Annotated in this window: 25 protein-coding genes; 6 read left to right on the top strand and 19 right to left on the bottom strand. The window is 67.3% G+C overall.

Annotation, left to right across the window (positions count from 1 at the left end; all coding sequences use genetic code 11):
• The first annotated feature begins 147 nt into the window (after window positions 1-147).
• The 3 genes from AAFN88_RS04080 (at window position 148) to AAFN88_RS04070 (ending at window position 2,828) form a co-directional block, all read left to right on the top strand.
• Window positions 148-963, top strand: coding sequence for a response regulator (locus AAFN88_RS04080; RefSeq protein ID WP_347518385.1), 816 nt, complete (start codon window positions 148-150; stop codon window positions 961-963).
• Between the two features lie 19 nt (window positions 964-982).
• Window positions 983-1,975 carry an ATP-binding protein gene (locus tag AAFN88_RS04075; protein ID WP_347518383.1) on the top strand — a complete coding sequence of 331 codons (993 nt, stop codon included), beginning with the start codon at window positions 983-985 and terminating at the stop codon, window positions 1,973-1,975.
• Between the two features lie 427 nt (window positions 1,976-2,402).
• Window positions 2,403-2,828: a hypothetical protein gene (locus AAFN88_RS04070; RefSeq protein ID WP_347518381.1), complete on the top strand. Its 426-nt coding sequence runs from the start codon at window positions 2,403-2,405 to the stop codon at window positions 2,826-2,828.
• 9 nt (window positions 2,829-2,837) lie between these two features.
• On the opposite strand, the gene AAFN88_RS04065 is transcribed toward AAFN88_RS04070, so the two are convergent.
• From AAFN88_RS04065 to AAFN88_RS04030, 8 genes are all read right to left on the bottom strand, one after another.
• Window positions 2,838-4,082, bottom strand: a complete 1,245-nt coding sequence (locus AAFN88_RS04065; RefSeq protein ID WP_347518379.1) for an AMP-binding protein — start codon at window positions 4,080-4,082, stop codon at window positions 2,838-2,840.
• A 26-nt stretch (window positions 4,083-4,108) separates the two neighbouring features.
• Complete coding sequence (locus AAFN88_RS04060; protein WP_347518378.1) at window positions 4,109-4,957, bottom strand: ABC transporter ATP-binding protein; 849 nt, start codon at window positions 4,955-4,957, stop codon at window positions 4,109-4,111.
• 128 nt (window positions 4,958-5,085) lie between these two features.
• On the bottom strand, window positions 5,086-6,399 hold the full coding sequence (locus tag AAFN88_RS04055; protein WP_347518376.1) for an ABC transporter substrate-binding protein: 1,314 nt from the start codon (window positions 6,397-6,399) through the stop codon (window positions 5,086-5,088).
• Window positions 6,400-6,501: 102 nt separating this feature from the next.
• Window positions 6,502-7,581 carry a branched-chain amino acid ABC transporter permease gene (locus AAFN88_RS04050; RefSeq protein ID WP_347518375.1) on the bottom strand — a complete coding sequence of 360 codons (1,080 nt, stop codon included), beginning with the start codon at window positions 7,579-7,581 and terminating at the stop codon, window positions 6,502-6,504.
• 5 nt (window positions 7,582-7,586) lie between these two features.
• Window positions 7,587-8,603: a branched-chain amino acid ABC transporter permease gene (locus tag AAFN88_RS04045; protein ID WP_347518374.1), complete on the bottom strand. Its 1,017-nt coding sequence runs from the start codon at window positions 8,601-8,603 to the stop codon at window positions 7,587-7,589.
• Window positions 8,604-8,615: 12 nt separating this feature from the next.
• Window positions 8,616-9,407, bottom strand: a complete 792-nt coding sequence (locus AAFN88_RS04040) for an ABC transporter ATP-binding protein (protein WP_347518372.1) — start codon at window positions 9,405-9,407, stop codon at window positions 8,616-8,618.
• Window positions 9,408-9,591: 184 nt separating this feature from the next.
• Window positions 9,592-11,574 carry an AMP-binding protein gene (locus AAFN88_RS04035; RefSeq protein WP_347518371.1) on the bottom strand — a complete coding sequence of 661 codons (1,983 nt, stop codon included), beginning with the start codon at window positions 11,572-11,574 and terminating at the stop codon, window positions 9,592-9,594.
• Between the two features lie 343 nt (window positions 11,575-11,917).
• Complete coding sequence (locus tag AAFN88_RS04030; protein WP_347518369.1) at window positions 11,918-13,417, bottom strand: CoA-acylating methylmalonate-semialdehyde dehydrogenase; 1,500 nt, start codon at window positions 13,415-13,417, stop codon at window positions 11,918-11,920.
• A 305-nt stretch (window positions 13,418-13,722) separates the two neighbouring features.
• On the opposite strand from AAFN88_RS04030, the gene AAFN88_RS04025 reads away from it, so the two are divergent.
• The 3 genes from AAFN88_RS04025 (at window position 13,723) to acnA (ending at window position 18,489) form a co-directional block, all read left to right on the top strand.
• Complete coding sequence (locus tag AAFN88_RS04025; protein ID WP_347518367.1) at window positions 13,723-14,661, top strand: LysR family transcriptional regulator; 939 nt, start codon at window positions 13,723-13,725, stop codon at window positions 14,659-14,661.
• 40 nt (window positions 14,662-14,701) lie between these two features.
• The gene (locus AAFN88_RS04020; protein WP_347518365.1) at window positions 14,702-15,532 is read left to right on the top strand and encodes an alpha/beta hydrolase; all 831 of its coding nucleotides are present in this window, start codon (window positions 14,702-14,704) and stop codon (window positions 15,530-15,532) included.
• 272 nt (window positions 15,533-15,804) lie between these two features.
• Window positions 15,805-18,489, top strand: a complete 2,685-nt coding sequence (acnA, locus tag AAFN88_RS04015; RefSeq protein WP_347518364.1) for an aconitate hydratase AcnA — start codon at window positions 15,805-15,807, stop codon at window positions 18,487-18,489.
• 113 nt (window positions 18,490-18,602) lie between these two features.
• Here acnA and AAFN88_RS04010 read toward each other — a convergent pair whose 3' ends face one another.
• The 11 genes from AAFN88_RS04010 to AAFN88_RS03960 form a co-directional block, all read right to left on the bottom strand.
• Window positions 18,603-18,965 carry an HU family DNA-binding protein gene (locus AAFN88_RS04010; RefSeq protein WP_347518362.1) on the bottom strand — a complete coding sequence of 121 codons (363 nt, stop codon included), beginning with the start codon at window positions 18,963-18,965 and terminating at the stop codon, window positions 18,603-18,605.
• 203 nt (window positions 18,966-19,168) lie between these two features.
• Window positions 19,169-19,828 (bottom strand): ABC-type transport auxiliary lipoprotein family protein, encoded by a 660-nt coding sequence (locus AAFN88_RS04005; protein WP_347518360.1) that lies wholly within the window; start codon window positions 19,826-19,828, stop codon window positions 19,169-19,171.
• Window positions 19,828-20,874 (bottom strand): MlaD family protein, encoded by a 1,047-nt coding sequence (locus AAFN88_RS04000; RefSeq protein ID WP_347518358.1) that lies wholly within the window; start codon window positions 20,872-20,874, stop codon window positions 19,828-19,830. The genes AAFN88_RS04005 and AAFN88_RS04000 overlap by 1 nt, the downstream gene beginning before the upstream one ends.
• A 4-nt stretch (window positions 20,875-20,878) precedes the next feature.
• Window positions 20,879-21,778 carry an ATP-binding cassette domain-containing protein gene (locus tag AAFN88_RS03995; protein WP_347518356.1) on the bottom strand — a complete coding sequence of 300 codons (900 nt, stop codon included), beginning with the start codon at window positions 21,776-21,778 and terminating at the stop codon, window positions 20,879-20,881.
• Between the two features lie 4 nt (window positions 21,779-21,782).
• Window positions 21,783-22,574, bottom strand: a complete 792-nt coding sequence (locus AAFN88_RS03990) for an ABC transporter permease (RefSeq protein WP_347518355.1) — start codon at window positions 22,572-22,574, stop codon at window positions 21,783-21,785.
• Window positions 22,575-22,583: 9 nt separating this feature from the next.
• Window positions 22,584-22,916 carry an STAS domain-containing protein gene (locus AAFN88_RS03985; protein WP_347518354.1) on the bottom strand — a complete coding sequence of 111 codons (333 nt, stop codon included), beginning with the start codon at window positions 22,914-22,916 and terminating at the stop codon, window positions 22,584-22,586.
• Window positions 22,913-23,362, bottom strand: a complete 450-nt coding sequence (locus tag AAFN88_RS03980) for an ATP-binding protein (protein WP_347518352.1) — start codon at window positions 23,360-23,362, stop codon at window positions 22,913-22,915. Before AAFN88_RS03980 ends, AAFN88_RS03985 begins: the two co-directional genes overlap by 4 nt.
• On the bottom strand, window positions 23,359-24,369 hold the full coding sequence (locus AAFN88_RS03975; RefSeq protein WP_347518351.1) for a PP2C family protein-serine/threonine phosphatase: 1,011 nt from the start codon (window positions 24,367-24,369) through the stop codon (window positions 23,359-23,361). Before AAFN88_RS03975 ends, AAFN88_RS03980 begins: the two co-directional genes overlap by 4 nt.
• A gap of 188 nt (window positions 24,370-24,557) precedes the next feature.
• Complete coding sequence (locus AAFN88_RS03970; RefSeq protein ID WP_347518350.1) at window positions 24,558-25,400, bottom strand: hypothetical protein; 843 nt, start codon at window positions 25,398-25,400, stop codon at window positions 24,558-24,560.
• Window positions 25,401-25,403: 3 nt separating this feature from the next.
• Window positions 25,404-25,766, bottom strand: a complete 363-nt coding sequence (locus tag AAFN88_RS03965; RefSeq protein ID WP_347518348.1) for a hypothetical protein — start codon at window positions 25,764-25,766, stop codon at window positions 25,404-25,406.
• A gap of 185 nt (window positions 25,767-25,951) precedes the next feature.
• Window positions 25,952-26,557: a histidine phosphatase family protein gene (locus AAFN88_RS03960; RefSeq protein ID WP_347518346.1), complete on the bottom strand. Its 606-nt coding sequence runs from the start codon at window positions 26,555-26,557 to the stop codon at window positions 25,952-25,954.
• Between the last annotated feature and the right edge of the window lie 191 nt (window positions 26,558-26,748).

Raw genomic sequence — 26,748 nt, 5'->3', positions numbered from 1 at the left:
AGGGGTCCAGCCACACCGGATCCGAATAAGTGCGGATATGAATTTCTTCCGGTGGTTGATACCGAAAATTAACCACAAAGGCCCAGACTGGTGACCTGCCCGGACCCCGGGCGGAGGTTCTGAGAACAGCCCCAAGAGGCCCTCGCGATGTCGGCAAGACCCATCATTCTGGCCGAAGACAACGACACCCTGCGGCGCATGTACGCCGACATGCTGGAATCCGCGGGCTTCAGCGTCATGAAGGTCGCCGACGGCGAAAAGGCCATCGGCATGCTGCACAAGGTGTCCAACCCGCAGCTCATCATTCTCGACGTCATGATGCCGCGCCTGGACGGGATCGAGACCTGTGCGCGGATCCGCAAGATGCAGGGCCTGCACCCCTCGCCCATCCTCTTCCTCTCCGCTCTCGACAACCCCGACACCATCCTGGAGTGCCTGCAGGCCGGCGGCGACGACTACCTGGTGAAGTCGGCGCCCATGACCGAGATCCTGGAGCGGGTGCAGTTCTGGTCGCGCAGAGGGTCCTCCGACGAAGGCTCCGAACGGCGCAAGAAAGCCATCAGGGAACTGCAGGCCCTTTCCGAGGAATGCAACGGCGCCGACGCCATCCAGGTGGTCGAGGAGATCACCGCCGAACAGGCAACGGTCAACGAGCTGGCCTCCTTCATCGGCACCCACAGCGCCGGCTTCGGCGAGGAAGAACCCACCATCTTCCGCTTCGGCTATGTGGTCGGCCTGGTCCATGCCTGCGTGCAGCAGGACATGCAGAACGAAGGCCGCTTCAACCGCTTCCTGCGCAACCTCATCTACAAAACCAACCTGGTCGACCGCCAGGAGATCGACGCCATGCTCGACAACTACGAGCGCATCGCCAGCCAGAGCCAGTTCCAGAAGGGCTGGATGCGCGGCCGCGACGACGCCCCCAAGGTGGGTCTCGGCGGCTTCGGCGAACAACCGGCATAGCGGCGGAGCGCAGGGCCTGATGAACGGCACCGAGACGATCCTGCTGCCCGCCTGGGTGTTGATCGGCGGCGCCGGCCTCGGCCTCCTCCTTGGCGCCCTGCTCACCGCCCAACTGCTCTTCGCGCGGCGCCAGGCCCTGCGCCTGGACGCCCTGACGGCAGCACTTGACGGCGGCGGCGGCGCGGAGGCACAGGCCGGCCCGAACCTGCAAAAGCGGCTCGACGAGGCCCTGGCCGGCCTGCGCCAGGCCAGCGAGCAGGCGCTGCGCGCGGACCAGGCCAACGAGGCCAAATCCGCCTTCCTGGCGCGCATGAGCCACGAACTGCGCACGCCGCTGAGCGCCATCATCGGCTTCGCCGAGATGATCGAGCAGCAGTCCATGGGGCCCATCGGCAATCTGAAATACAGCGGCTACGCCACCGACATTCGCCAGTCGGGCCAGCATCTGCTGGGCATCATCAACGACATCCTCGACCTGTCGAAGGTCGAGTCCGGCCGTGAGACGCTGCACGAGAGCGTCATCGAGCCGGCGGCGCTGATCTCGAACGTCGAGGTGCTGTTGAACGGACGCCCGCAGGACGCCGGCGTCGCCTTGAGGTTCGACTGTCCCGAGGGCTTGCCGGCGGTCAAGGCCGACAAGCGGCGGCTGACGCAGATCCTGGTGAACCTGCTGGCCAACGCCATCAAGTTCACGCCCGAGGGCGGCACCGTGATGCTGCGCTGCTGGGCCACCGAGGGCAGCGGCTTCGTGTTCCAGGCCGTCGACAACGGCGTCGGCATCGCGCGCGAGGACATTCCGCAGGCGCTGGCCGTCTTCGGCCAGGTCGGCAAGCTGCCCGAGCAGGAGGCCAAGGGCACCGGCCTGGGACTGCCGCTGGCCAAGGCTCTGGCCGAGCTGCACGGCGGCACCCTGGATCTGCAAAGCGAGCTGGGCAAGGGCACCACCGTGACCCTGCGCCTGCCCGCCCACCGCATCGTCGCGCGGCGCGGTGCGGAAGGCGCCGCCGCCTGACCGCCAAAGCACGGGAATGCCGAACCGCCGAGTTCAACCCTGCGGCCCGTGTTAACGGGGGCCGCCGCGCAGGCCCCTGCTTCACGACAATGAATTGGACAAAAAAAGCGGGCGGTCCCGCTTGGCTTGGGGTACGCAACCGCCCGTAGTTGGAGCTTTCCGGAGAAAAACGTTTCCGGAGAAATTCGGGGCGGCCGCGCTTGGTCGGGGCAGTCGGCCGCCCCTTAGTACCAGCCATTTCGGGGCATCTATCGAGGCAGGCTGGGCTCCTCTACAGAGAGGGGAAGTCTCCGTGAGTATCAAGATAGGTGGCGAAGGTGTCGGCTTCTGGCCGCAAATGCGGCGATATTGTGATTTTTCGCCTGCCGCGAAACCCCTTGTTTCTGCGGCTTCACGGCGGGGGCCCGCTGCGGCTAAAATCGCCGCCATGAGCCCTTTCCGCACCCTCGCAGCCCTGCTTGCCGGTCTGCTCCTGGCGGCCTGCGCCGCCGCCCCGCCAACGCAAGGCCCGGCGCCGGCGACAGGGAACGGCGACGCCGCCGGGACAGGCGTGCGGGCGGTGGAGGCCTATTACGCCTACGAAGGCCTGCCGGCGGGCTGGCGGCTGGATTCGGTGACCGCCCGCGACGACGGCGTCCTCGTCATGGTGGGGCTTTCCGACCGCCTCTGGGCCTATGAGCGGGCACTGCCGGGCGGCGCCCGGCCCGCCTTCTTCTCCGCCATCTGCCCGGCGCTGCGCCATCCGGTCTGGGAGCTCATCGGCAGCCGGAAGGACATCGTCATCGAGGCGCGCGACCGCCCGCAGTCCAGCTTTCACGTCTCCTGCCGCAAACACGCGCCCAAGGGCGCCTGAGGCTGCGGATCAGTCGTAGCTGCGCTGGTCGTCGATGACCTTGCCGTCGTTGGGCAGGCTACCCGGCGCGACCAGTTCCACCGCGCCCTTCAGCTTGCAGGCCTCCTGCAGGCTGGCGGCGATAGCCTCGCCCAGAGCCTCATCGCCCCCCGAGACTTCGCAGTGCAGGATCATGGCGTCGCTGTCGTCCTGGCGGATCACCACCAGGCGGGCGCGGGCGATCTCGCGGTGGCGCTTCAGCACCGCCGCCACCTGGGCCGGCTGCACGAACATGCCCTTCACCTTGGCCGCCTGGTCGGCGCGGCCCATCCAGCCCTTGATGCGCGGCGCCGTGCGTCCGCAGGGGCTGGCCCCCGGCAGGATCGCCGAAAGGTCGCCGGTGGCGAAGCGGATCAGCGGATAGTCGGGATTGAGGGTGGTCACGACCACCTCGCCCACCTCGCCCTCGGGCAGCGGATCGCCGGTGCCGGGGCGCAGGATCTCGACGATGATGTGCTCGTCCAGGATCATGCCCTCGCGGGCTTCCGACTCGTAGGCGATGAGGCCCAGGTCGGCGGTGGCGTAGCATTGCAGCACCGCGACTCCGCGCTCGGCATAGGCTTGGCGCATCTGCGGGAAGAGCGCGCCGCCGGAGACCAGCGCCCGGGTGATGGAACCGCAGTCGACGCCCAGTTCGTCGCCCTTGTCGAGCAGCACCTTCAGGAAGTCCGGCGTGCCGGTGTAGCCGGAGGGCCGGAAGTGGGCGATGGCCTGGACCTGCTGCTCCGAGTTGCCGACGCCGCCGGGCACCACGGCGCAGCCCAGGCTGCGCGCCGCGCCGTCCAGCATCCAGCCGCCCGGCGTCAGGTGGTAGGCGAAACAGTTGTGCACCACGTCGCCGGGGCGGAAGCCGGCGGCGAAGAGAGCGCGTTCCAGGCGCCAGAAGCCGGCCCGCGCGGTGTCGAATTCGTAGATCGGACCCGGCGAGGCGAAGAGGTGCGCCGCCTGCCCGGCCGCCCCCTCCTTTCCCAGGGCCGCAAGGCCGCCGAAGGGCGGCGCCGCCGCCTGGCGCTCCATGAGGTCGGACTTGCGGGTGACCGGCAGGGCGGCCAGGGCGGCACGGCTCATCACCTCGGCGGGCTCGACCCCGGCCAGGATCTCGCCATAGCCCGGCGCCCTGGTTTTGGCGTGATCGATCTGCGCCGGCAGCGCCGCCAGAAGGGCCGCCTCGCGGTCTTGCGGCGCGCGGGTTTCGAGCGTGTCGAAGTATTCCATGGCAGCAGCCTAGACCCGCACCGGCGTCAGAGCCAGCGCTTGCGGCGCTTGTAGTGCTTCACGTCGCGGTAGGACTTACGCCCGCCGGCGGAGAGGCCGAGGTAGAATTCCTTCACGTCCTCGTTCTCGCGCAGCTTGTTCGCGTCGCCGTCCAACACCACGCGGCCGCTTTCCAGGATATAGCCGTAGCGCGCGTAGCGCAGCGCCACGTTGGTGTTCTGCTCGGCCAGCAGGAAGGACACGCCCTCCTCCTCGTTCAGCCGCTTGACCGTCTCGAAGATGCCCTCGACAAGCTGCGGGGCGAGACCCATGGAGGGCTCGTCGAGCAGGATCATCTTGGGCCGGCTCATCAGCGCGCGGCCGATGGCGCACATCTGCTGCTCGCCGCCTGAGGTGTAGCCGGCCATGGATCCGCGCCGTTCCTTCAGGCGCGGGAAGTAGGCGTAGACCATCTCCAGGTCGGCCTGCACCGCACCGCGCCCGTCGGCGCGCGTGTAGGCGCCGGTGAGGAGGTTTTCCTCGATGGTCAGGTGCTCGAAGCAATGGCGGCCTTCCATGACCTGCACCACGCCCGACTTCACCAGGTCGTTGGGGGTCAGCGCGTCGACGCGCCTGCCCTCGAATTCGATGGAGCCCTTGGTGACCTCGCCGCGCTCGGCGCGCAGCAGGTTGGAGATCGCCTTCAGGGTCGTCGTCTTGCCGGCGCCGTTGGCGCCCAGCAGGGCCACGATGCCGCCCAGCGGCACCTCCAGGGAGACGCCCTTGAGCACCAGGATGACGTGGTCGTAGATCACCTCGATGTTGTTCACCGAGAGAATCGGCGCGCCGGGGGCGCTGTCCGGGGCGGGCTGGGTCAGACTGGCGGCGTCGCTCATGGCATCTGGCAATCGCTAGAGAGTGAGAGGTTCCCGGGGCTTGGGGGCGCGGGGGCGGTCCGCTGGACCGCCCCCTTGCCTCGAAGGTCCCCCAAACGGCTTCGGGGGTGCGGAAAACGCACGCCGTATCAGCTGCAGCTGCGCGGCGTGATGCCCTTCTCCTTGGCGTACTGGGCCGCCGATGCCTCGTAGGCCGGACGCAGGGCGTCGCGATTCGGAGAGATAAAGTCCGTGATCGCTTGCCACTTGGAGCCGTCCCACTGCTGCACCAGGGCGGAGCCGCCGCCCTCGTGGTCGGCGCAGGTGATCTTCACCGGACCGAGCAGGCCGGACATTCCGGCCGCGTCGATCGCCTCCTGGGTGATGTCGAGATGCTCCATGCCCCATTGGATCTGCTCGCCGGTCAGCGGCTTCACCCCGAACTCGCTCTGGGCGATGCGGATCGCCTCGGTGTAGAAGAAGGCATTCACCAGGGCGCGGTTGTAGAGCACCGTGCCGATGTTGGCCTTGTCGGCGACGCCCTTGCCGTCGGCATGCATCTTCTCGATGTCCTTGAAGACCGGCGCCGAGGTGCCGACGCCGGTGATGTTCAGCGACTTGTAGCCCTTGGCCGAATCGCCGGCGGGGGTCACATCCGCCTCGGCCCCGGACCACCAGACTCCGACGAATTTCTCCATCGGAAAGCCGACGGCGGCCGCTTCCTTGATGGCCGTGGAGTTCATCACGCCCCAGCCCCACATGAAGACCCAGTCCGGACGCAGCTGACGGCCGATCTGCAGCCAGGTCGCCTTCTGCTCCAGGCCGGGATGGGCGACCGGATAGGCCGAGAACTGGAAGCCCTCTTCCTTGGAGAGACGCTCCAGGGTCGCGATCGGCTCCTTGCCGTAGGCGGAGTCGTGATAGACCAGGGCGATCTTCTTGCCCTTCAGGCTGCCGCCGGACTCCTTCTTGGCGTACTGCACCATCACGTCGGCGCCGGCCCAATAGGTGATCGGCATGGTGAAGACGTAGGGGAAGACCGTGCCGTCGGAAGCGTCGGCGCGGCCGTAACCCATGGAGAGAACCGGAACCTTGTCGTTGGTGGCACGGTCGATCAGCGCATAGGTGATGCCGGTCGAGTAGGGATTGACGACACTGGCGCCGGTCGGGCCGTTGCCCTTCAGGCGCTCGTAGCATTCCACGCCGCGGTCGTTGTTGTACTGGGTCTCGCACTCTTCCCAGGAATACTTGACGCCGTTGATGCCGCCGTCGCGCGTGTTGACGAGCTGCATATAGTCGTTGAAGCCGTCGGCGATGGGAATGCCGTTCGGCGCATAGGGGCCGGTGCGATAGACCAGCAGCGGCACGAACTGTTCCTGTGCGGCCGCCAGTCCCGGCAGGGCAAGGGAGCCCGCCAGCATCGCCGCGCCGAGGGTAGCGAGGCCAAACTTCTTAAAACTCATCCTAAGTTCCTCCCGGTTTTTTCGCCCTTTCCAAGGGCTTGGTTATTCGATCCTAGGCTAACATCGCCCCCTGCCGCTGGCCAGCGGCGGCGCGAAGACAGATCAATAGGGGAACGGCCAGAGCCGCAGCTTCTCCTTGCCGATCTGCCACAGCCGGGCCAGGCCGTGCGGTTCGACGATGAGGAAGAAGATGATGAGCGCGCCGAAAATCATGAACTCCAGATGCGAGACCAGCTCGACCGAGATGTGCAGGCCGAGGGCCGCCGGCGCGTTATTCAAGAGGATCGGCAGCAGCACGATGAAGGCCGCGCCCAGGAAGGAGCCGAGGATCGAGCCCAGCCCCCCGATGATGACCATGAAGAGCACCTGGAAGGAGCGGTCGATCTGGAAGGCCAGCGCCTCCACCGAGCCGGTGTAGACGAAGGCCCAGAGCGCGCCTGAGATGCCGATGTAGAAGGAGCTGATTGCGAAGGCCGAGAGCTTGGCCCAGAGCGGCCGGATGCCGATGATCTCCGCGGCGATGTCCATGTCGCGGATCGCCATCCAGGACCGCCCGGTGCGGCTGCGCACCAGGTTCTTGGCGACCAGCGCCAGAACGGCGACGAAGACCAGCAGGAAGACGTACTTGGTGGCCGGGCTGGCCTCGTTTCCGGTGACGAAGTAACCCGGGAGCACTTCCAGCGGCGGCGCCGAGATGACCCCGGAAGGGCTGTAGTTCGTCCACCAGGGAAACTTGTTGAACACCCACACCAGGAAGAACTGCGCGGCCAGGGTGGCGACGGCCAGATAGAAGCCCTTGATGCGCAGGGAGGGCAGGCCGAAGAGCACGCCGACGCCGGCGGTGCCGAGCCCCGCCAAGAGGAAGACCACGACCACGTGCAGTTCGGGAAAGGCCGTGGCCAGCTTGTAGGAAAAGAAGGCGCCGCAGGCCATGAAGCCGCCGGTGCCCAGCGAGAGCTGGCCGCAGTAGCCGGTCAGCAGGTTCAGCCCCAGGGCCGCCATGGCGAAGACCAGGAAGGGGACGAAGATGGTGGTGAGGAAGTAGTCGTTGGCCAGCGCCGGCACCGCGAAGAGCGCGACGAGACCGAGCAGCAGCAGGCCGAGGCGGTCCTGGCGGATGGGAAAGATCGCCTGGTCGGCGCCGTAGCTGGTCTTGAACTGTCCGGCTTCGCGATAAAACATGGTGTCTAGATCCGCTCTATGATCTTTTCGCCGAACAGGCCCTGCGGCCGGAACAGCAGGAAGCCCAGCGCCAGCATGTAGGCGAACCAGTCCTGCACCGCCCCGCCGACCAGCGGGCCGAGGAAGACCTCCGCCACCTGCTCGCCGGCGCCGATGATGAGGCCGCCGACGATGGCCCCGGGGATCGAAGTGAAGCCGCCGAGGATCAGCACCGGCAACGCCTTCAGCGCGATCAGCGCCAGGGAGAACTGCACGCCCGCCTTGGAGCCCCACATGATGCCGGCGACCAGCGCGACGATGCCGGCCACCGACCAGACGATGGCCCAGATGGTCTTTAGCGGAATGCCGACCGAAAGTGCCGCCTGATGGTCGTCGGCCACCGCGCGCAGGGCGCGGCCGACCCGGGTGTACTGAAAGAAAACCGCCAGCACCGCGACCAGGGCGGCGCCCACCAAGGCGGCCACAAGGTCGAAGGAGTTTATCTGAATGCCGTATTCGAAGACGCCGGTGAGGATCGTTATCCCGTCCTTCGGAATGCCGATGTCCAGGACCTTCACGTCGGAGCCCCACAACAACTGCCCGAAGCCGTCGAGGAAGTAGAAGATGCCGATGGTGGCCATGAAGAGGATGATGTGCGGCTGGTTCACCATGGGCCGCAGCACCGCCTTCTCAATAACGATGGCCAGCACCACCATGGCCGCGGCGGCCAGGATGAAGGCCAGGGTCCAGTGCAGGCCCATCTCGATGAAACCAACCATGGTCAGCGCGGCGAAGAGCACCATGGAGCCCTGGGCGAAGTTGAAGACACCCGAGGCCTTGAAGATCAGCACGAAGCCCAGCGCCACCAGGGAGTAGAGCACGCCCTGCAGCAGGCCGGCGGTCAGGACCTCCAGGTAAAACGCCCAATCGAAGAACAGGGAACTGCTCAGCATTGCCATTCCCTGCAGGCCGAGACCGATGGCGGCGATCAGCAGCGGCACCAGCAGCACCCAAGCCCCGACACGCATGGCTGAAGCATTCATCCCGGCATCTCCCTAATGACTGACGCCGAGGTAGGCATCGATGACGTCCTGGTTGGCGCGCACCTCGTCGGGCGAGCCGTCGGCCAGCTTGCGGCCGTAGTCGAGCACCACCACCCGGTCGGAGATGTCCATCACCACGCCCATGTCATGCTCGATGAGGGCGATGGTGGTGCCGAACTCGTCGTTCACGTCGAGGATGAAGCGGCACATGTCCTCCTTCTCCTCCACGTTCATGCCGGCCATGGGCTCGTCGAGCAGCAGCAGGTCCGGCTCCATGGCCAGCGCCCGGGCCAGCTCGACGCGCTTCTGCAGGCCGTAGGGCAGACGCCCCACCGGCGTCTTGCGGATTGCCTCGATCTCCAGGAAGTCGATGATCTTCTCCACCACCTCGCGGTGCTCGATCTCCTCGCGCTGGTTGGCGCCCCAGTAGAGCGCCTGCAGGAAGATGTTGCTTTTCATCTTCAAGACGCGCCCGGTCATGATGTTGTCCAGGGTCGACATGCCCTTGAACAGCGCCACGTTCTGGAAGGTGCGCGCGATGCCCTGCTTGGCGGCCAGGTGCGGGCGCATGGCCCGGCGCTCGGCGCCGCGGAACATGATGCGGCCCTGCTGGGGGTGGTAGAAGCCGTTGATGACGTTCAGCATCGAGGTCTTGCCGGCGCCGTTGGGGCCGATGATGGCGAGGACCTCGTGCTCGCGGATCTCGAAGGAAATGTCGGTCAGCGCCTTCACGCCGCCGAAGGACAGCGTGATGTTGTCGACCTTCAGCAAGGTGTCGCCGATTTGCTTGTCGCCGTAGGTCATACGCCACGCCCCCTGCTCAACACACCGCTTGTCATGCTCGGGCTTGACCCGAGCATCCATCCCGACGCTTCACCCCTCCGTGCGGAGGGCACCATGGACCCTCGGGTCAAGCCCGAGGGTGACAGCCGTGGAAAGGCAGGCGTCTTGCGATGCCGGGCGGAAATGGAGAGAAGCACCATCACCGTCAGCTCGCTTTCTGCATGGCCGGGCTCACGGGCGCGGTTTCGACGTCGACGATCCGCAGGTCGGCCTTGATCATGCCCTTGCGGCCATCCTCGAAGGTGACCTCGGTCTCGATGTAGGCGCTGTCGGCGCCGGAATAGAGTGCTTCGATCAGCGGCTGGTAGCGCTCGGCGATGAAGCCGCGGCGCACCTTGCGGGTGCGCGTCAGCTCGCCGTCGTCGGCATCCAGCTCCTTGTGCAGCACCAGGAAGCGGCGGATCTGGCTGCTCGCCAGCCGCGGGTCCGCGGCCAGGTCGCGGTTAACCCGCTCGATGTGAGCTTTGATGGTCTGGATGACCTGCGGGTGCTCTGCCAGCTCCTGGTAGCTGGCATAGGGCACGTTGTTGCGTTCCGCCCAACTGCCGACCGCCACCAGGTCGATGTTGATGAAGGCGGCGCAGAAGTCACGCTCGTGGCCGAAAGCCACCGCTTCCTTGATGTCGGGGAAGAACTTCAGCTTGTTCTCCACGTACTTCGGCGCGAAGAGCCCGCCGTCGTTGAGGCGCCCGACATCCTTGGCGCGGTCGATGATCTTGAGGTGGCCGTTGTCGTCGAAGAAGCCGGCGTCGCCGGTGAGCACCCAGCCGTCGGGCGTCTTGGTCTCGGCCGTGGCTTCCGGGTTCTTGAAGTACTCGACGAAGACGCCGGGGCTGCGGAACATCACCTCGCCGCTTTCGGCGATCTTGATCTCCACGTCGATGGCCGGCTTGCCGACGGTGTCGGCGGCGATCTCGCCGTCGGGCTGGATGGTGATGAAGACACTCGCCTCGGTCGAGCCGTAGAGCTGCTTCAAGTTCACGCCCAGCGCGCGGTAGAAGTCGAAGATGTCGGGGCCGATGGCCTCGCCCGCCGTGTAGGCCAGGCGGATGCGGGTGAAGCCCAGGGTATTCTTCAGGGGGCCGTAGACCAGCAGGTTGCCGAGGGCATAGAGCAGGCGGTCGCCGGCGCTCACCGGTTTCTTGTCCAGAATGCGCGTGCCGCAGCGCCGGGCGACCTCCATGAAATAGCGGAACATCCGGCGCTTCAGCCAGCCGGCGTCCTCCATGCGGATCATCACCGTGGTCAGGATGTTCTCGAAAATCCGCGGCGGCGCGAAGAAATAGGTCGGCCCCAGCTCGCGCAGATCCTGCATCACCGTGGCGCTGGATTCCGGGCAGGCGACGCAGAAGCCGGCGACGTAACTCTGGCCGTAGGAAAAGATATGATCGCCGACCCAGGCCATGGGCAGATAGGCCATGGTCTCCTCGGCGGCCGTCAGATGCTCCAGCCTCACGCCGTTGGCCGCCGTCTTGATGACGTTGTCGAAGCTGAGGATCACGCCCTTCGGCTTGCCGGTGGTGCCGGAGGTATAGAGGATGATCGCCGTGTCGGCGCCTTTGCTCTTGGCGATCTCCCGGTCGTAGAATTCGCCGTGGATCTTGTTGTAGTCGCGCCCATCGGACTGCACCGCGTCGAAGTGATGCAGAAAGGGCTGCGTGTAGTGGCGCATGCCGCGCGGCTCATCGTAGACGATCTGTTCCAGCCGTGGACAGCGCTCCTTCACTTCCAGCAGCTTGTCGACCTGCTCCTGGTCCTCGACCACGGCAAAGCGCGCCTCGGCGTGCTCCATCACGTAGGTCATCTCCTCGGCCACGGAGTCCTGGTACAGCGGCACCGGCACCGCGCCGATGGCCTGCACTGCGGTCATGGTCCAGTAGAGACGCGGACGGTTGTCGCCGACGATGGCAACCTTGTCGCCGCGCTGAACGCCCAAATTGAACAGTCCCGCGGCGAGATCGCGAATCTCTTCGGCGACCCGGCCCCAGGTGTAGGTCTGCCAGATGCCGAAGTCCTTTTCGCGGATCGACGGCGCGCCGGGCCGCGTCTTGCGCTGATACTCCAGCAGCTTGGGAAAAGTGTCGATGTCCGGCGGCGGCATCCCCTCGGTCCTGGGCGCCGCGCTCATGGCCTGACGCTCCGTCGGGCCGACGATCCGTTGCGGCGCTGCGCAGACGCCGCTTCGGCGCCCCGGCGGGGCGCCAGTTTCGCGCACAGCTCCGATGGTTGCACCATCACGTAGCCGAGCCTCCCTTGTTGCTTTCCGTTTTTCGTTCGTTTTGTTGCGGGTTTTCCCGCCCGGAAAGCTGTAAAAGCCTATGCGGTCTTTGACCGAAAAATCAATACTCTAGGGCTGGGTTGCCGGCGCGTCCTCCCAGAACGCGCGGGGGTCCTAAGCTCCCGAGATAACCTCCCCTCTTGTAACTGTCTCCTTCGCTCCTCGCCCGCAGCCCAATTTCCAGAGATGGGCCCTACTTCATGGTGGGGATCGAGAACTCCGCACCTTCCTTGACGCCGGAGGGCCAGCGCGAGGTCACCGTTTTGGTCCGCGTGTAGAAGCGGAAGCCGTCGGGGCCGTGCTGGTTCAGGTCGCCGAAGCCGGAGGCCTTCCAGCCGCCGAAGGTGTAGTAGGCCAGCGGCACCGGGATCGGCACATTGACGCCGACCATGCCGACGTTGATGCGATCGCAGAAATCCCGCGCCGTGTCGCCGTCGCGCGTGAAGATCGCCGTGCCGTTGCCATAAGGGTTGTTCATCGTCAGGTCGAGGGCATCGTCGTAAGCCTTGGCGCGCACCACCGAGAGCACCGGGCCGAAGATCTCTTCCTTGTAGATGTCCATGTCGGTGGTCACCTTGTCGAAGAGGCATCCGCCAATGAAGAAGCCGTTCTCGTAGCCCTGCATGGAGAAACCGCGGCCGTCGACGGCCAGCTCGGCGCCCTGGGCCACGCCGCTGTCGACCAGCCCCTTGACGCGGTCGCGCGCCGCGGCGGTGACCAGCGGGCCCATGTCGACGTCGTCGCCGGCGGTGTAGGGGCCGATCTTCAGGCTCTCGACCCGCGGGATGAGACGTTCCATCAGGGCGTCGGCGGTTTTCTCGCCGACCGGCACGGCCACGGAGATGGCCATGCAACGCTCGCCCGCCGCGCCGTAGCCGGCGCCGATCAGAGCGTCGACCGTCTGGTCCAGGTCGGCGTCGGGCATGACGATCATGTGGTTCTTGGCGCCGCCGAAACACTGCACGCGCTTTCCGTTGGCGCAGCCGCGGGTATAGACGTACTCGGCGATCGGCGTCGAGCCGACGAAGCCGACGGCCATGATGTCCGGATGGTCGAGGATCGCGTCCACCGCCCCCTTGTCGCCGTTGACGACGTTGAGGATGCCGGCGGGCAGGCCCGCCTCCATCATCAGCTCGGCCAGCATCAGCGGCACCGAGGGATCGCGCTCCGAAGGCTTCAGGATGAAGGCGTTGCCCGCGGCGATGGCCGGGCAGAACTTCCACATCGGGATCATCGCCGGAAAGTTGAACGGCGTGATGCCCGCCACCACGCCCAACGGCTGGCGCACCGAGTAGATGTCGATGCCGGGGCCGGCGTTGCCGGTGTACTCGCCCTTCAGGTGGTGCGGGACGCCGAAACAGAACTCGGCGACCTCGAGGCCGCGGATCACGTCGCCCTTGGCGTCGGGGAAGGTCTTGCCGTGCTCGCGCGACAGCGCCTCGGCCAGCTTGTCCATGTCGCGGTGCAGCAGCTCGACGAACTTCATCAGCACCCGCGCGCGGCGCTGCGGGTTCACCGCGGCCCAGGCCGGCTGGGCTTCCTTGGCGTTGGCGACGGCGGCGGCCATCTCCTCTTCGCTGGCCAGCGGCACCAGCTTCTCGGCCTCGCCGGTCGCAGGATTGAAAACCTCGGCCGTACGTCCGCTCGTCCCCTTGACGTGCTTGCCGCCAATGAAGTGTGTGAGTTCCTGCACCTTGGCTGTCCTCCCGACTGCGCTGCGACCGTTTGCGCCGCGCCTGCCCGGCGCGCCCGGCTTCAATTCACCTGCGATCTCTCGATCCGCCAAAACAGCGGCTGTCTTGCGTAGTACATTCTTCTATGCGCCTAAACCGCCATTTTGTCATTTTCATTTTGCATTTCTGCAACAATGCGGCGAGCATAGATCGCAAGAACGCAAAGATTATAGCAGATCGGGGCCGGCTGAAATCGCCGCGGGCGACCCTTCGGCCCCGTGAACCTGCTCCCGACGATTGCAGTAGACCGGAGTTACCCAGCCCGATGGAACCGGCGGCCGGCGCCGCCAGGCTGAGGCCCGATCCGGCAGAAGGCGAGACGATGCGCTGGGACGACTTGAAGTTCTTTCTCGCGGTGGCGCGGACCGGGCAGCTGACCACCGCCGCCAAGGGCCTGAAGGTCGACAACGCCACCGTGGCGCGGCGCATCCGCGCCCTGGAGACCGACCTGGACGCCCAGCTTTTCGACCGCAATCCAAAGGGCTACAGCCTGACCGACATGGGCCAGCGCCTGCTGCCCTCGGCCGAGGCCATGGAGGTCACCACCCTGCAGGCCCAGGCCCAGGTGCAGGGCCGCGACGAGTCGCTGGAGGGCGTGGTGCGCCTGGGCGCTCCCGACGGCTTCGGCAGCTTCTTCCTGGCCCCGCGCATTCACAAGCTGGCGCGGCGCCATCCCAAGCTGGAGCTGCAGCTTGTGGCCATGCCGCGAATCTTCAGCCTGGCCAAGCGCGAGGCCGACCTGACCATCGCGGTCACCCGGCCGACCTCCGGGCGCCTGCTGGCCGCCAAGCTCACCGACTATCAGCTGCGGCTCTACGCGGCGCCCGACTACCTGAAGGAGAACCCGCCGATCCGCGGCCTGGAGGATCTGTCCCACCACGCTATGATCGGTTACATCCCGGACCTGATCTTCGATCCCAAGCTGGACTACATGCCCAACTTCGGGCGCAAGGTGGTGCCGCAGATTTCCAGCTCCAACCTCATCGCCCAGCTCTACGCCACCCTGGCCGGCGCCGGCATCTGCATCCTGCCCGACTTCCTGGCGGGCCAGCAGAGCGGTCTGCAGCCGGTGCTGCGCAAGACCTTCTCCCTGACCCGCACCTTCTGGATCGTCTCCCACGAGAACACCGCCGCCCTGCGCCGCATCCGCGAGACCATCGACTTCATCAAGGACGAGGTGCGCGAGAACAAGGATATCTTCTAGTCGTCCCGTTACCTTAGCTCCCGCGATGCCCTCAGAAGCCATGCCCTCGGAAACCGTCGCCTCCTCCGCCCGCGAGAATCTCTTCCTCGATCTCTCCCTGCCGAACGGCGAGCTGCGCCTATCCGCCCGGCGCATCGGCGATGCCGGCCGGGGTCCGACCCTGGTGTTCCTGCACGAGGCGCTGGGCTCCATCGGCCAGTGGAAGGGATTTCCCGAAGACCTGGCCGCCGCCAGCGGCCTGCCGGCGCTGGTCTACGAGCGCCAGGGCCACGGCCGCTCCGCGCCGCTCACCCTGCCGCGCCCGGGCGACTACCTGCGCCACGAGGCCGAGGTGGTGCTGCCCGCGGTGCTGGCCGCAAGCGGCATCGAGCATCCAGTCCTCTTCGGCCACAGCGACGGAGCCACTATCGCCCTGATGTGCGCCGCCGCCTTTCCGGAGCAGGTGGCCGCCTGCATCGTGCTGGCCCCGCATGTGACGGTCGAGGAGGTGACCCTGGCCGGCATCCGCGCCGCCGAGGCCGACCCGCGGGCCCCGGAGATCCGCCGCCGCCTCGCCCGCTATCACGGCGACGGCGCCGAGGACCTGTGGCGCGCCTGGACCGAAACCTGGCTGCGCCCGGGCTTCGACGCCTGCGAGATGCGCGCCGATCTGCCCCGCATCGCCTGCCCCGTCCTGGCGATCCAGGGCGAGGACGACGCCTACGGCAGCGCCGACCAGATCGCCCTCATCGCCGCTGGGACCGCTGGGGCCGCCGGGGCCGCCGGTCCGGTGGAGACCGTCTTCCTGCCCGCTTGCGGCCACCAGCCCCACCTGGAGCAGCGCCCGGCGGTGCTGGAAGCCGCCGGCGCCTTCCTGGCCCGGGCTATCTGAGTCAAAGGGGGCTGACCGCCCGGCCCTGGAACCGACGGGGCCTCACCCCCCGGAAGCCGCGACTTTCCGGGGGGTCTGATCCCCGTAAAACGGCATGGACAAGTCGCTGGCGGCGAGTATTTTATCGCCCATATTCCCAAACGTGAGCTCCCGCGAGACGGTCGCAACCGGTCGCGGGGCACGCCGGTACCCCAGCCTGCCGCAACTGCCAAACCGGCAGAGACGGTAGGAAGGTTTTCCGGCGGCCCAACGCAACCGAAGGAGAGATGCTCATGCCTTCCAAAGATACCCTGAAGACCCGCCGCGACCTCGAGGTCGGCGGCAAGACCTACAGCTACTACAGCCTGGAGGCCGCGGCCGCCGAGATCGGCGACGTCTCCCGCCTGCCCTATTCCATGAAGGTGCTGCTGGAGAACCTGCTGCGCTACGAGGACGGCAACAGCGTCACGGTCGACGACATCCGCGCCATCGGCCAGTGGCTGAAGGACAAGCGCTCCGACCGCGAGATCGCCTACCGTCCGGCCCGCGTGCTGCTGCAGGACTTCACCGGCGTGCCCGCCGTGGTCGACCTGGCCGCCATGCGCGAGGCGCTGGAGAAGCTGGGCGGCGACCCCAAGAAGATCAATCCGCTGTCGCCGGTCGACTTGGTCATCGACCACTCGGTCATGGTCGACAACTACGGCAGCGACGACGCCTTCAAGAAGAACGTGGAGATGGAGTTCGAGCGCAACGGCGAGCGCTACTCCTTCCTGCGCTGGGGCCAGACCGCCTTCGACAACTTCCGCGTCGTGCCGCCGGGCACCGGCATCTGCCACCAGGTCAATCTCGAGTATCTTTCCCAGGTGGTCTGGACCAAGGACGAGGACGGCAAGACCGTCGCCTATCCGGATACCCTGGTCGGCACCGACAGCCACACCACCATGGTCAACGGCCTTTCCGTGCTGGGCTGGGGCGTCGGCGGCATCGAGGCCGAAGCGGCCATGCTGGGCCAGCCGGTCTCCATGCTGATCCCCGAGGTCGTCGGCTTCAAGCTGACCGGCCGGATGAAGGAAGGCACCACCGCCACCGACCTGGTGCTGACCGTGGTGCAGATGCTGCGCGCCAAGGGCGTGGTCGGCAAGTTCGTCGAGTTCTACGGCGACGGCCTGGACCACCTGTCCCTGGCCGACCAGGCGACCATCGGCAACATGGCCCCGGAATACGGCGCCACCTGCGGCATCTTCCCGGTCGACGAGGAGACCATCCGCTACCTGACCTTCACCAGCCGCGACCCGGAGCGCGTGGCGCTGGTCGAAGCCTACGCCAAGGCCCAGGGCATGTGGCGCGACTCCTCGACCCCCGACCCGGTCTTCACCGACACCCTGGGGCTGGACCTCGGCAGCGTCGAGCCCAGCCTGGCCGGCCCCAAGCGCCCGCAGGACCGCGTTGCCCTGTCCGGCGTCAAGGCCTCGGCGGAGAAGGCCCTGGCCGACATGGGCGGCGGCGAGTCGCAGCCCCTGGCCGGCCCTTCAGGAAGCAATGGGGACGAGACCTTGGACCCGGCTGACGTGGTCATCGCCGCCATCACCTCCTGCACCAACACCTCGAATCCCGCGGTGCTGGTCGCCGCCGGCCTGCTGGCCAAGAAGGCCAATGAGAAGGGCCTGACCCGCAAGCCCTGGGTCAAGACCTCGCTGGCGCCGGGCAGCCAAGTGGTGACCGACTACCTGGAGGCCGCCGGCCTGCAGGAGCATCTCGACGCCCTGGGCTTCGAGCTGGTGGGCTACGGCTGCACCACCTGCATCGGCAACTCCGGCCCCCTCGACGCGCCGGTCCAGGACGCCATCGACAAGGGCAATCTCTCTGTCTCGGCGGTGATCTCCGGCAACCGCAACTTCGAGGGCCGCGTCCACCCCATGGTGAAGCTGAACTACCTGGCTTCGCCGCCGCTGGTGGTCGCCTATGCCATCGCCGGCTCGCTGAAGGTCGATCTGCTGAACGATCCGCTGGGCAACGACAAGGACGGCAACCCGGTCTTCCTGAAGGACATCTGGCCCTCCAACCAGGAGATCAGCCAGGTGATCGGCGACGTGCTGACCCCGGCCATGTTCAAGGCGCGCTATTCCAACGTCTTCGAGGGCCCGGAGGAGTGGCGCCAGATCGACGCCGGTTCCGGCATGACCTACCTGTGGAACTCCGCCTCGACCTACGTGCAGTATCCGCCGTTCTTCGAGGAAATGAAGGCGGAGCCCGAGGCGGTGGGCGACATCACCGGCGCCCGCGCCCTGGCCAAGCTGGGCGATTCGATCACCACCGACCACATCTCCCCGGCCGGCTCCATCAAGAAGGAGAGCCCGGCCGGCGACTACCTGCTGCAACACCAGGTGCGCCCGCTGGAGTTCAACTCCTACGGCGCGCGGCGCGGCAACCACCAGGTCATGATGCGCGGGACCTTCGCCAACATCCGCATCAAGAACGAGATGGTGCCGGGCGTCGAGGGCGGCTTCACCAGGCACCTGCCCGGCGGCGAGACCATGCCGATCTACGACGCGGCCATGAAGTACGCCGAGGAGGGCGTGCCGCTGGTGGTCATCGGCGGCAAGGAGTACGGCACCGGCTCCTCGCGCGACTGGGCGGCCAAGGGCACGCGCCTGCTGGGCATCAAGGCGGTGATCGTGGAAAGCTTCGAGCGCATCCACCGCTCCAACCTGGTGGGCATGGGCGTGCTGCCGCTGCAGTTCACCGGCGGCGCCAGCCGCGAGAGCCTGAAGCTGACCGGCGAGGAGACCTTCGACGTCACCGGCGTGGCCGGGGGCATCAAGCCGCGCATGGAGCTGACGCTGACCATCCACCGCCCGGACGGCTCGTCGGAGCAGGTGCCGGTGCTCTGCCGCATCGATACCGCCGACGAGGTGGAGTACTACAAGAACGGCGGCATCCTGCACTACGTGCTGCGCAACCTGATGAAGGCGGCATAAGCCGGGCCTTCACAGGCCCGCTACAAAACGGGCGCCCAAAACGAGAAAGGCCCCTGCCGACGGCAGGGGCCTTTTTCATTGGAGCCAAGAAGGCTCCGGAAGCCTGAAGCAGCTTACTTCAGCTTCTTGGAATGCTTGGCGGCCTCGTCCTTCAGCGCCTTGCCGGCGGTGAAGCGCGGCTGCAGGGTCGCGGGCTTGGCCTTGAAGGTCATGGCCTCGCCGGTGAAGGGGTTGGTGCCCTTGCGCGCCTTGGTCGCCGGCTTAAAGCGCATCTTGAGACGCCCGAGGTGGCCCATCGGCACGCTGCCCGGCACGGTCTTCTTGGTGTCCTTCAGCGCAAGATCCGACATGACCGGCCAGAGCGCATCGAGGAGCTTGCTGGCGTCCCGGCGGCTGAACTCGCCCCACTGATCGCCGAGTGCCTTGGTCAAAGCCTTGGCGTAGGCGTCGGCCAGTTGCGTCTTCGTCACTGTCATACTCTTTTCCCCAAATGTGATCCCGGTGAAATGCGGGAGTGGTCTGAACATTGCCGGTGATGGCGGATGCGGCCTGCTTACGTAGGTTAGGGTTAATGAATCGTTAAGGGAAGCACTGAAACGCGCAAAGACCGCCGGCGGCGGCCGGTGTGCTTCTTTTTTGTGCCGGGAAATACGGGACTGACGCTTCGCGGCCGAAGCCGCTAACGCTTCACAGGGTCTTGGGCAAAGCCCTGGGCAGGGACTTGAGCAGTGGCCTGGGCGGCGGCGCGGCGGACCTGCGAGAGGAAGCGGTCGAAGACCTGCGCGGTGGCGCGGTTCAGGGCGACGATGGAGGCTTCCACCGACCCGTCCTCCGCCGGCTCCTCGGCGCTGAAGGTCTCCACCACCAGCACCCGGTCGTCGGTCAGCCGCAGCAGGGCCAACTCGATCTCCACGAAAACCCTGGGCGGCCCGCCGCCGAGCAGCCGCTCAAGCCGCCGCACCTTGCCGCTGACCTGGTAGTCGGCGCGGATGCGCACGTCGGGCGTGACCACCTGGCTGCAGATGCCGCTGCGCCGCAGGTAGGTCACCATCTGGTCCTGAAGCATGCGCGGCGGCGCGTCGTTCCAATAGTGGTAGCTGTGCTGCTGCAGCTCGTAGGATTCGCCGCTCTCGCTGTACAGCAGCGGGCGTTCGCGCAGCAGGCCGTCGGCCTGCAGCAGCTCCACCGTCATGATCCCGGCCAACGGCACCCCGGCGGCGCCCTGCTCGGGAGTCGGCACCAGCAGGCGGTAGTAGTGGTCGCGCGGCACCGGCGGCGCCGAGCCGAGGCAGCCGGCCAGGAGCGGCGCGGCGCAGGCGAGAAGGATCAGGCGCTTCATCAGTTGTCCCCCCGTGACCGGGAGCTGGTGGCCCGGGAATTGGCAGACGGCGTCTCGACGCGCACTTCCTCGGGCGCCGAGCCGCCCAGCAGCAGGCTCGGGTTCTGCCGGATCAGCCGGCTGAATTCGTTCATATTGCGGGACGTGCCCGCCAGGTTGTGATTGATGCTGTCGATGTTCTGGGCGATGGAGCGCAGGATGTAGCGGGTGTCGTCGAGGGCGGCGTTGACGTTGCCCTGGTTGTTGTCGACGACGTCCTCCAGCGCGGTCACGATGCCGTCGAGCTGGACCAGCGTCCCCCGCACCGTCTGGGTGATGGCGACCAGATCCTGGGAGACCGTATTCACGTTCTCCACCGTCTGCTGCACCTCCGCCACGTTGCGCTCCGAAAGGAGCTGCTGCACCGAGGCGAGGGTGACGTTCAGCTCCCGCAGGAAGGCCTGCAGCTCGCCGGTGATCTCCGGCACCCGCCCGCGGGTGTCCTCGGCCACGGCGTTGAGCGAACCGATCATCGGCGCCACGCCGTCGTCGAGCAGGTGGTTGGCGTTGTCGACCAAGGCGGTCAGCCTGTCGAGCAGCGGCTTCAGGCCCTCGCGCGACAGCTCGTTCACCTGGCCGGCGACGCTGGCCATGGCGGCGAACATGTCGGCGGCCGGGGCCGAAGCCATGCGGGCGCCCGGCTGCAGCGCGGTGGCGGCGCTGCCGCGCTGGATCTCCACCGTCTTGGCGCCGAGGAACTGGGAGCTATGGATCCGCGCCACGCTGTCGGCGGGGATGACGAAGCCCTCCTCGACCGAGACCTCGAGCAGGAAGACCGTGGCGCCGTCCTCGACGATGGGCTCGATGGACTCGACCTGGCCGACGGGAAAGCCCTCGTAGCGCACCTGGGTGCCGAACTTCACGTCGGCGACATTGTCGAAGACGAGGGAGTAGCTGTCGCGCGGGCCCGTGCCGCCGCTGAGCAGCACCGTCGCGCCGATGGCCGCCGCCACCATGGCGGTGACGAAACCGCCGACGGCGGCGTAGTTCAATCCCTGATGCCGCATGATTCTATACCGCTCCCGCGTCTTGGTTCTTGCCGCCCGATCCGGCGACAGGCGGATGGAGGCCGTCCGCAGGCCCCGCCTCGCCGGTGAGCCGCCGGAGGTAGGCCTCTGCATCCACCTCGGCGCTTTCCGCACGGCGGTTGAGAAGGTTCTGGATACGCGGGTTGCCGGAGCGCCGGATACCCGCGACGTCGTCGACCAGGAGGATGCGCCCCTGGTCCAGCACCGTGATGCGGTCGGCGATCTTGAAGGCGCTTTCCAGTTCGTGAGTCACCACGACGATGGACATGTTCATGGCCTCGCGCAGCTTCAGGATGAGGTCATCCAGCGCCGAGGAAACGGCCGGATCCAGGCCGGCCGAAGGCTCGTCGAAGAACAGCAGCGCCGGGTCCATGACGATGGCCCGCGCCACGGCCGCGCGCTTGACCATGCCGCCGGACAGCTCGGCCGGCATCAGCGCCCCGGCCCCGGCGAGGTTCACCACCTCCAGCTTCAGGCGGGCCATGATCTCCATGGTCTTGCGGTCCAGCCGCGTGTGCTCGCGCAGCGGCAGCATGATGTTGTCGAGCACGTTCATGGAGCTGAACAGCGCGCCGCCCTGAAAGGCGACGCCGATGCGCCGGCGCAGGCGCTGCAGCTCCCTGACCGGGGCGCCGGCGATGTCCGTGCCCAGCAGCTCGACGCGGCCGGCGGTCGGGCGCATGAGGCCGACCAGATGGCGCAGCAGGGTCGACTTGCCGGAGCCGCTGCCGCCCATGATCACCATGATCTCGCCCGGTGCCACCGTCAGATCGATATCGTGCAGCACCTGCCGGGCGCCGTAGTGCGCCTGCAGGCCCTGGACCCGGACGACCGCGTCCCGGGTCGTCTCCAGCAGCGGGGTTTCCTGAGCGACGGCTGCCATGGGCCTACCCCGCGGTCACGACGAAGGCGAAGATCATGTCGACCACGATGATCGCGGCGATGGACTGCACCACGGCGCGGGTGGTGCGCCGGCCGACGCCTTCGGCACCGCCGTCGGCCAGGGCGCCGTTGACCGCCGAGACCAGCGCCACCAGCGCGGCGAAGAGCACGCTCTTGCCCAAGCCGTGCGCCAGGTCGTTGACGGAGAGCGAGGCCACCACGTCGGCGGCGTAGGCGGCGAGGCTGATGTCCAGCTCCGCGGTGACGAAGAGACCGGCGGCGCCGAGCGCGACGATGTTCGCCCACATGGTCAGGCAGGGCACCACGATCATCATGGCGAAGAGCGCCGGCGCCACGAGGAAGCGCACCGGCGAGACGCCGATGACGCGCAGGGCGTCGACCTCCTGGTTGATCATCATGGTGCTGAAGCGCGCCGCCAGCGCCGAGCCCGAACGCCCGGCGACGAGGATGCCGACGATCAGCGGCGCGAACTCCCGCACCACCGAGAGCGCGATGCCCACCGTGGCGAAGGACTCGGCGCCGAAGAGCCCCAGGCTGTAGAGGCTCTGGATCGCCAGCATCATGCCGATGGTCGCTGCCAGGACGGTGGCGATGGGCAGGGCCTCGACGCCGATCTGCATCATCTGCGCGACCACCGCGGCAAGGCGCACCGGCTGGCGGCGCGCCGGGCCGAGCACGGCCCAGAGCACGGCTTCCAAAAAAAGCGCGCCGGCGAAGCCGACTTCCTCCGCGCCGCGCGCGACGCCCTTGCCGATACCTTCCGCGACCCGCTGCATTGCCGGCTCCTAGGCTTCGCCCGCCAGGGCGGTGGCGAGGTCCGGATGGATCGCGAAGACCGTGTCGAGGCGCGCCAGCTCGAAGACGCGCAAGGCCTGGGGACTGACCGCCACGAGGCAGAGGCCGGTGCCGCGCTGCTTGGCCCACTGCAGGGCCTCGACCAGGCTGGCGATTCCGGAGCTGTCGATGTAGGTCACCGCCGAGAGGTCGACGAGGACGTCCTTGCTGCGCTTCACGCAGTCGAGCAGCAGGCGCCGCGCCTCCGGCGCCCGGTCCAGGTCGATCTCTCCGGTGAGGCTCACCACCAGATTGCCGTTCACTTCACGGACCGCTTCGCTCATTTGGAGGGATCCTTTTTCTTGGACATCTGCAGCACGTTGCCGACTCCGCTGGGCGAGCGCCCGAAGTCCGTGGTGTCCATCAGGTTCTGGATGAAGTAGGTGCCGAGGCCGCCTGGCCGGAGGTCGCGCAGCGCGCGCGGCTGGACCGCCGCGGGCGCGACGGCCGGGCCGAAGTCGGTGACGCGCAGGATGATGCTGTCCGCGTTCTGCAGGATGTCGAGCAGGATGGGACCGTCGCCGCGGCCCTCGTAGGCATGCAGGATGACGTTCTGGCAGGCCTCGCCCACCGCCAGCACGATGTCGTGGGCGCCCGCCTCGTCGAAGCCGCAGAAACGCGCGGCGCTGCGCACCAGGTCGCGCACCATGACCATGCGGTCGCTGCGCGCCGGAATGCGCAGCTCCAGCAGGTATTCCGCCTCGGGCGTGGTGACGGCCACCGCGGTCATGGCGCCTCCTGCCGCCGGGCGGGCGCCTCGAGGCCGGCCTCCGCGGAGACCCAGGAATCGTCGATGGCCAGCACCGTCAGGTCGTCGCGGGCTTCCCAGCCGCCGTCCTGATCCAGGGTCGCCAGCAGCGCTTCCAGGCGCTGGGCGAGCGGCGCCTCGGCCAGGGACTCGATGAGCAGGACCAAGCCGTCGACGCCCAGTTCCTCGCCGCTCTCGTAGCGGTATTCGGTGAGGCCGTCGGAGAAGACGTAGAGCTCGCCGCCGTCGAGGTCGATATGCTCCTCGCGCGGCCGGTTGGACGGCAACATGCCGAGCGGCGGCATCGAGGCCTCGAAGGAAGCGTAGCTGCGGTCGCGGCGGCGCAGCAGCGGGGGCTGGTGCCCGGCGTTGGCCAGGCAGACCTTGCCGTTGGCGAGCCAGTAGTGGCCGGCGACCATGGTCACGAACATGCCGCGCGAGGCGGTCTCGAAAAGCTCGGCGTTGATGGCTTCCAGCAGGTCGCCCGGGGCGTCGATGCGCTTGCCCAGGCAGCGGAAGAGGCTGATGGTCTTGGCCATCAACAGGGCGGCGTTCAGGCCCTTGCCGGAGACGTCGCCCAAGGCGAAGGCGATGCGCGCCTCGTCGAGGCGGTAGAAATCGAAGAAGTCCCCGGACAGCTTGCGCGCCGGCAGGTTGACGCCCCAGATCGGCTGGTGCCCGGCGGTGCATTGCGGCTGCAGGCTCTGCTGCAGATCCGCCGCCATCTCCAGGCTGCCGCTGAGCTGCCTCTGCTCGGCAAGGCGTTCGCGCAGCGCGGCATTGGCCAGGGCGAGCTCGGAGATCCCGCGCAGCGCCCGGTCAAAGGCCTTGCCGCCCGGCTGCGGCGACGCCGCCAGGGCGGCATCCAGCAGGGCGGCGGGATCGCCCGCCGCCGCCAGGCGTCTGCTCAGATCGCCCAGAAACTCCAATTGTCCGGAGAGGCCTTCACCGGACTGCCCGGCGGCCTCGACGTTTCGCTGTTCCGACATTGCCCCGGCGCGTACTGCTGACCCTCGTGCGGCAGGCATGCGTGCTGCAGGCGTGCTGCGCCGGCGATTTTACTTTCCAGAGGTTAACCTTCCCTTTGGGCCCGCCTCCTCGGCAAGGACGTCGCGGAAAATACAACTTTAGAGCGTAGTTTCGGGAGAAGCTGCCGCGGAGACTTGCCCGGCGCGCGCTAAAGCAAGCGATCGCTGGCCCAGAGAACCGCCTGCGAGGCGCCATAGGTCATCGACACCAGGGCGCAGAGGAAGCCGGCGACGGCAAAGGCCGGGCGTTCGGAGGCACCGATGATGCTGATCAGGCGCTGCAGGGCCGGCGAAGCGAGTTGCAGGATGCGCAGGAGGAAGGCCGAACCGACGAAGCAAATCCACAGGAACGACGTGACGTAGGTCGAAACCCCCAGGATGACCAGGAATCCGCCGATCCCCATCAGGTCGTCGACCGGCGTGAAATCCGGTTCGCCCAGCAGATCGAGCAGCGGCTCGAAGATATCCCCATGGCTCTCGGCGAAGCTGAAGATGACGCCGACGGTCAGGGCGTAGATCAGGGTGGTGAGCAGCAAATCCAACAGCGACAGGAAGAGGATTCCCAGGAAGCCGCGCCCCTGGCTCCACCGCATGATCCAGAAGGTTTCCTGCAGAGAAAGGAAGTCGGCGATGAGGTTGATGACCGTCAGGACCACCATTCCGCTGGCCATGCCGCGCAGCAGAATATGGAAGCCGGGCTCGGCGAAGATCTGCAGCACGTAGGCGACCAGCACCATGGCCAGCAGGGTGGAAAGAAACGAGGCCACCAGGCGGCGGCGCGAGAAGAAGCGCGCCCCGTAGATTGCCTTGAAGAGGCCGAGGAACCATTGATTGGACGCTTCGGTCGCGGCGAAGACGTCGAGCTCCCTGAAGCGGCCGCGGAGTTCCTTGGTCGCCTTGCGCCACTTGCTCACCTCTTCCTCGGTCAACAGGAAATCCACGGCGAAGGCGAGGAAGAGAATGAGCAGCAGGGTCATGACCAGGAAGACCATGGCTCAGCTCCCCCCCGCGCCGGCGGCCCCGGCAGGGCTATCGCCCCCCTCGCCGCCGAAGAAACGCTGGCTGATCTGCTTGGCCGCGTTGATCGACTGAATGAAGGCGGGCCAGCCGAACCCGGCGCCCAGCGCCAGCAGTGTGCTGCCGCCGTCGCTGCCCACGAAGTGGCCGACGCCGCTGCCGGTGACGGTGTAGAGGACGGAGTAAACCAACACCCTGAACCGGAGGCTTCCCGAACTGCGCAGGCGGTTGCCCCAATAGAGCACCTGATGCCCCCCGGCGCCGATGCAACCGGCGAGGCCGTGCTCCCCGGCGTAAAGCGCCAGGAACTCCCACAATGTCAGATCCGCGGCCGCTTCCATCGGCCTTCTTCCCCACCTTTTGGGAGGTCCTCTCCTTGGAAGATCCTCTCCCCCGGGCCGCAAAGGCGAATCCGCCGGCGACCGTCCCGCCTCAAGCATACAACAGCGCTCTTTCGGGGAAACCCCGCAAGGGGGCTACCGCCAAAGGATAGGGCCGGGCTCCGCCGCGGCTCACCCAAGGCGGACTATCCGGCCAGCGCGCCGAGCGATGCCGGCAGGCTCTCGATCGTCCCGCCGCTGAGCCGGAACAGCGCGTCCTGGGGTTCGGCCATCTTGAAGACATCCCCGCTGGGCGCACCGCTGTAGAGCGCGCGCAGGACGCGCCCGGCGAGGCCGTGGCTGACGACGATGAGCCGCGCGTCTTCCGGTTGCTCGGCAAGCCAGGCGCCGACCCGTTCGGCCACCAGCGCGTAGCTCTCGCCGCCGGGCACCCGATAGTTCCACTTGTCGGCCTCGCGGGCCCGCCACTCGTCGGGATGGAGGTCCTCGACCTCAGCGAAAATCTCACCCTCCCAGGAGCCGAAACCGTGCTCCATGAGGCGCGGCTCCTCGACGATCTCCGCCGGGTCGCTGCCGATGACCGCGGCGACGCAGCGCGCCGTGGCCAGCGTCCGGCCCAGGGGACTGGAGACCAGGGTGAACCCGGACGCCTCGCCGGCCGCCCGGCGCAGCGCCCCGCCCATGGCCACCGCCTGGGAAAGGCCGCGTTCGGTCAAGGGCGAATCACGGTGGCCCTGCAGCCGCCCCTCGCGGTTCCATTCGGTTTCGCCGTGCCGCAGGAGATAGATCATCGCGAGAATCCTGATGAAGAGGCCCTGAAGGAGCGCTGAAGAAGCCCTAAGGAAGAAGGAGTCCGGCACGGGCGGCCGCACCCCCCACGCGCTCCGCGCGTCGCAAGGGGCGTCAAACCAATTGCCAGTGGCATCCCGGCCATGTCCTACAACATCTTGAGGGAACTTGCAGCTTTCCGTTAGGATCGCCG

Origin of the sequence: Pelagibius sp. CAU 1746 (genome assembly GCF_039839785.1) — a bacterium.
GTDB lineage: Bacteria > Pseudomonadota > Alphaproteobacteria > Kiloniellales > Kiloniellaceae > Pelagibius.
Note: the sequence above shows the minus strand (reverse complement) of the source record. Positions and strands in the feature narration are given on the sequence as shown.

Excerpts from the sequence above, each read along its gene's own strand:
- AAFN88_RS04065 (WP_347518379.1), bottom strand. The coding sequence starts at position 4,082 with ATGGAATACTTCGACACGCTCGAAACCCGCGCGCCGCAAGACCGCGAG.
- AAFN88_RS03995 (WP_347518356.1), bottom strand. The coding sequence starts at position 21,778 with ATGGCAGCCGTCGCTCAGGAAACCCCGCTGCTGGAGACGACCCGGGAC.
- AAFN88_RS03960 (WP_347518346.1), bottom strand. The coding sequence starts at position 26,557 with ATGATCTATCTCCTGCGGCACGGCGAAACCGAATGGAACCGCGAGGGG.
- AAFN88_RS04050 (WP_347518375.1), bottom strand. The coding sequence starts at position 7,581 with ATGTTTTATCGCGAAGCCGGACAGTTCAAGACCAGCTACGGCGCCGAC.
- AAFN88_RS04040 (WP_347518372.1), bottom strand. The coding sequence starts at position 9,407 with ATGACCTACGGCGACAAGCAAATCGGCGACACCTTGCTGAAGGTCGAC.
- AAFN88_RS03980 (WP_347518352.1), bottom strand. The coding sequence starts at position 23,362 with ATGACCGCGGTGGCCGTCACCACGCCCGAGGCGGAATACCTGCTGGAG.
- AAFN88_RS04010 (WP_347518362.1), bottom strand. The coding sequence starts at position 18,965 with ATGACAGTGACGAAGACGCAACTGGCCGACGCCTACGCCAAGGCTTTG.
- AAFN88_RS04035 (WP_347518371.1), bottom strand. The coding sequence starts at position 11,574 with ATGAGCGCGGCGCCCAGGACCGAGGGGATGCCGCCGCCGGACATCGAC.
- AAFN88_RS04055 (WP_347518376.1), bottom strand. The coding sequence starts at position 6,399 with ATGAGTTTTAAGAAGTTTGGCCTCGCTACCCTCGGCGCGGCGATGCTG.
- AAFN88_RS03975 (WP_347518351.1), bottom strand. The coding sequence starts at position 24,369 with ATGTCGGAACAGCGAAACGTCGAGGCCGCCGGGCAGTCCGGTGAAGGC.
- AAFN88_RS04075 (WP_347518383.1), top strand. The coding sequence starts at position 983 with ATGAACGGCACCGAGACGATCCTGCTGCCCGCCTGGGTGTTGATCGGC.
- AAFN88_RS04080 (WP_347518385.1), top strand. The coding sequence starts at position 148 with ATGTCGGCAAGACCCATCATTCTGGCCGAAGACAACGACACCCTGCGG.
- AAFN88_RS04005 (WP_347518360.1), bottom strand. The coding sequence starts at position 19,828 with ATGAAGCGCCTGATCCTTCTCGCCTGCGCCGCGCCGCTCCTGGCCGGC.
- AAFN88_RS04025 (WP_347518367.1), top strand. The coding sequence starts at position 13,723 with ATGGAACCGGCGGCCGGCGCCGCCAGGCTGAGGCCCGATCCGGCAGAA.
- AAFN88_RS04070 (WP_347518381.1), top strand. The coding sequence starts at position 2,403 with ATGAGCCCTTTCCGCACCCTCGCAGCCCTGCTTGCCGGTCTGCTCCTG.
- AAFN88_RS04000 (WP_347518358.1), bottom strand. The coding sequence starts at position 20,874 with ATGCGGCATCAGGGATTGAACTACGCCGCCGTCGGCGGTTTCGTCACC.
- AAFN88_RS03990 (WP_347518355.1), bottom strand. The coding sequence starts at position 22,574 with ATGCAGCGGGTCGCGGAAGGTATCGGCAAGGGCGTCGCGCGCGGCGCG.
- acnA (WP_347518364.1), top strand. The coding sequence starts at position 15,805 with ATGCCTTCCAAAGATACCCTGAAGACCCGCCGCGACCTCGAGGTCGGC.
- AAFN88_RS04060 (WP_347518378.1), bottom strand. The coding sequence starts at position 4,957 with ATGAGCGACGCCGCCAGTCTGACCCAGCCCGCCCCGGACAGCGCCCCC.
- AAFN88_RS03965 (WP_347518348.1), bottom strand. The coding sequence starts at position 25,766 with ATGGAAGCGGCCGCGGATCTGACATTGTGGGAGTTCCTGGCGCTTTAC.
- AAFN88_RS04020 (WP_347518365.1), top strand. The coding sequence starts at position 14,702 with ATGCCCTCGGAAACCGTCGCCTCCTCCGCCCGCGAGAATCTCTTCCTC.
- AAFN88_RS03985 (WP_347518354.1), bottom strand. The coding sequence starts at position 22,916 with ATGAGCGAAGCGGTCCGTGAAGTGAACGGCAATCTGGTGGTGAGCCTC.
- AAFN88_RS04045 (WP_347518374.1), bottom strand. The coding sequence starts at position 8,603 with ATGAATGCTTCAGCCATGCGTGTCGGGGCTTGGGTGCTGCTGGTGCCG.
- AAFN88_RS03970 (WP_347518350.1), bottom strand. The coding sequence starts at position 25,400 with ATGGTCTTCCTGGTCATGACCCTGCTGCTCATTCTCTTCCTCGCCTTC.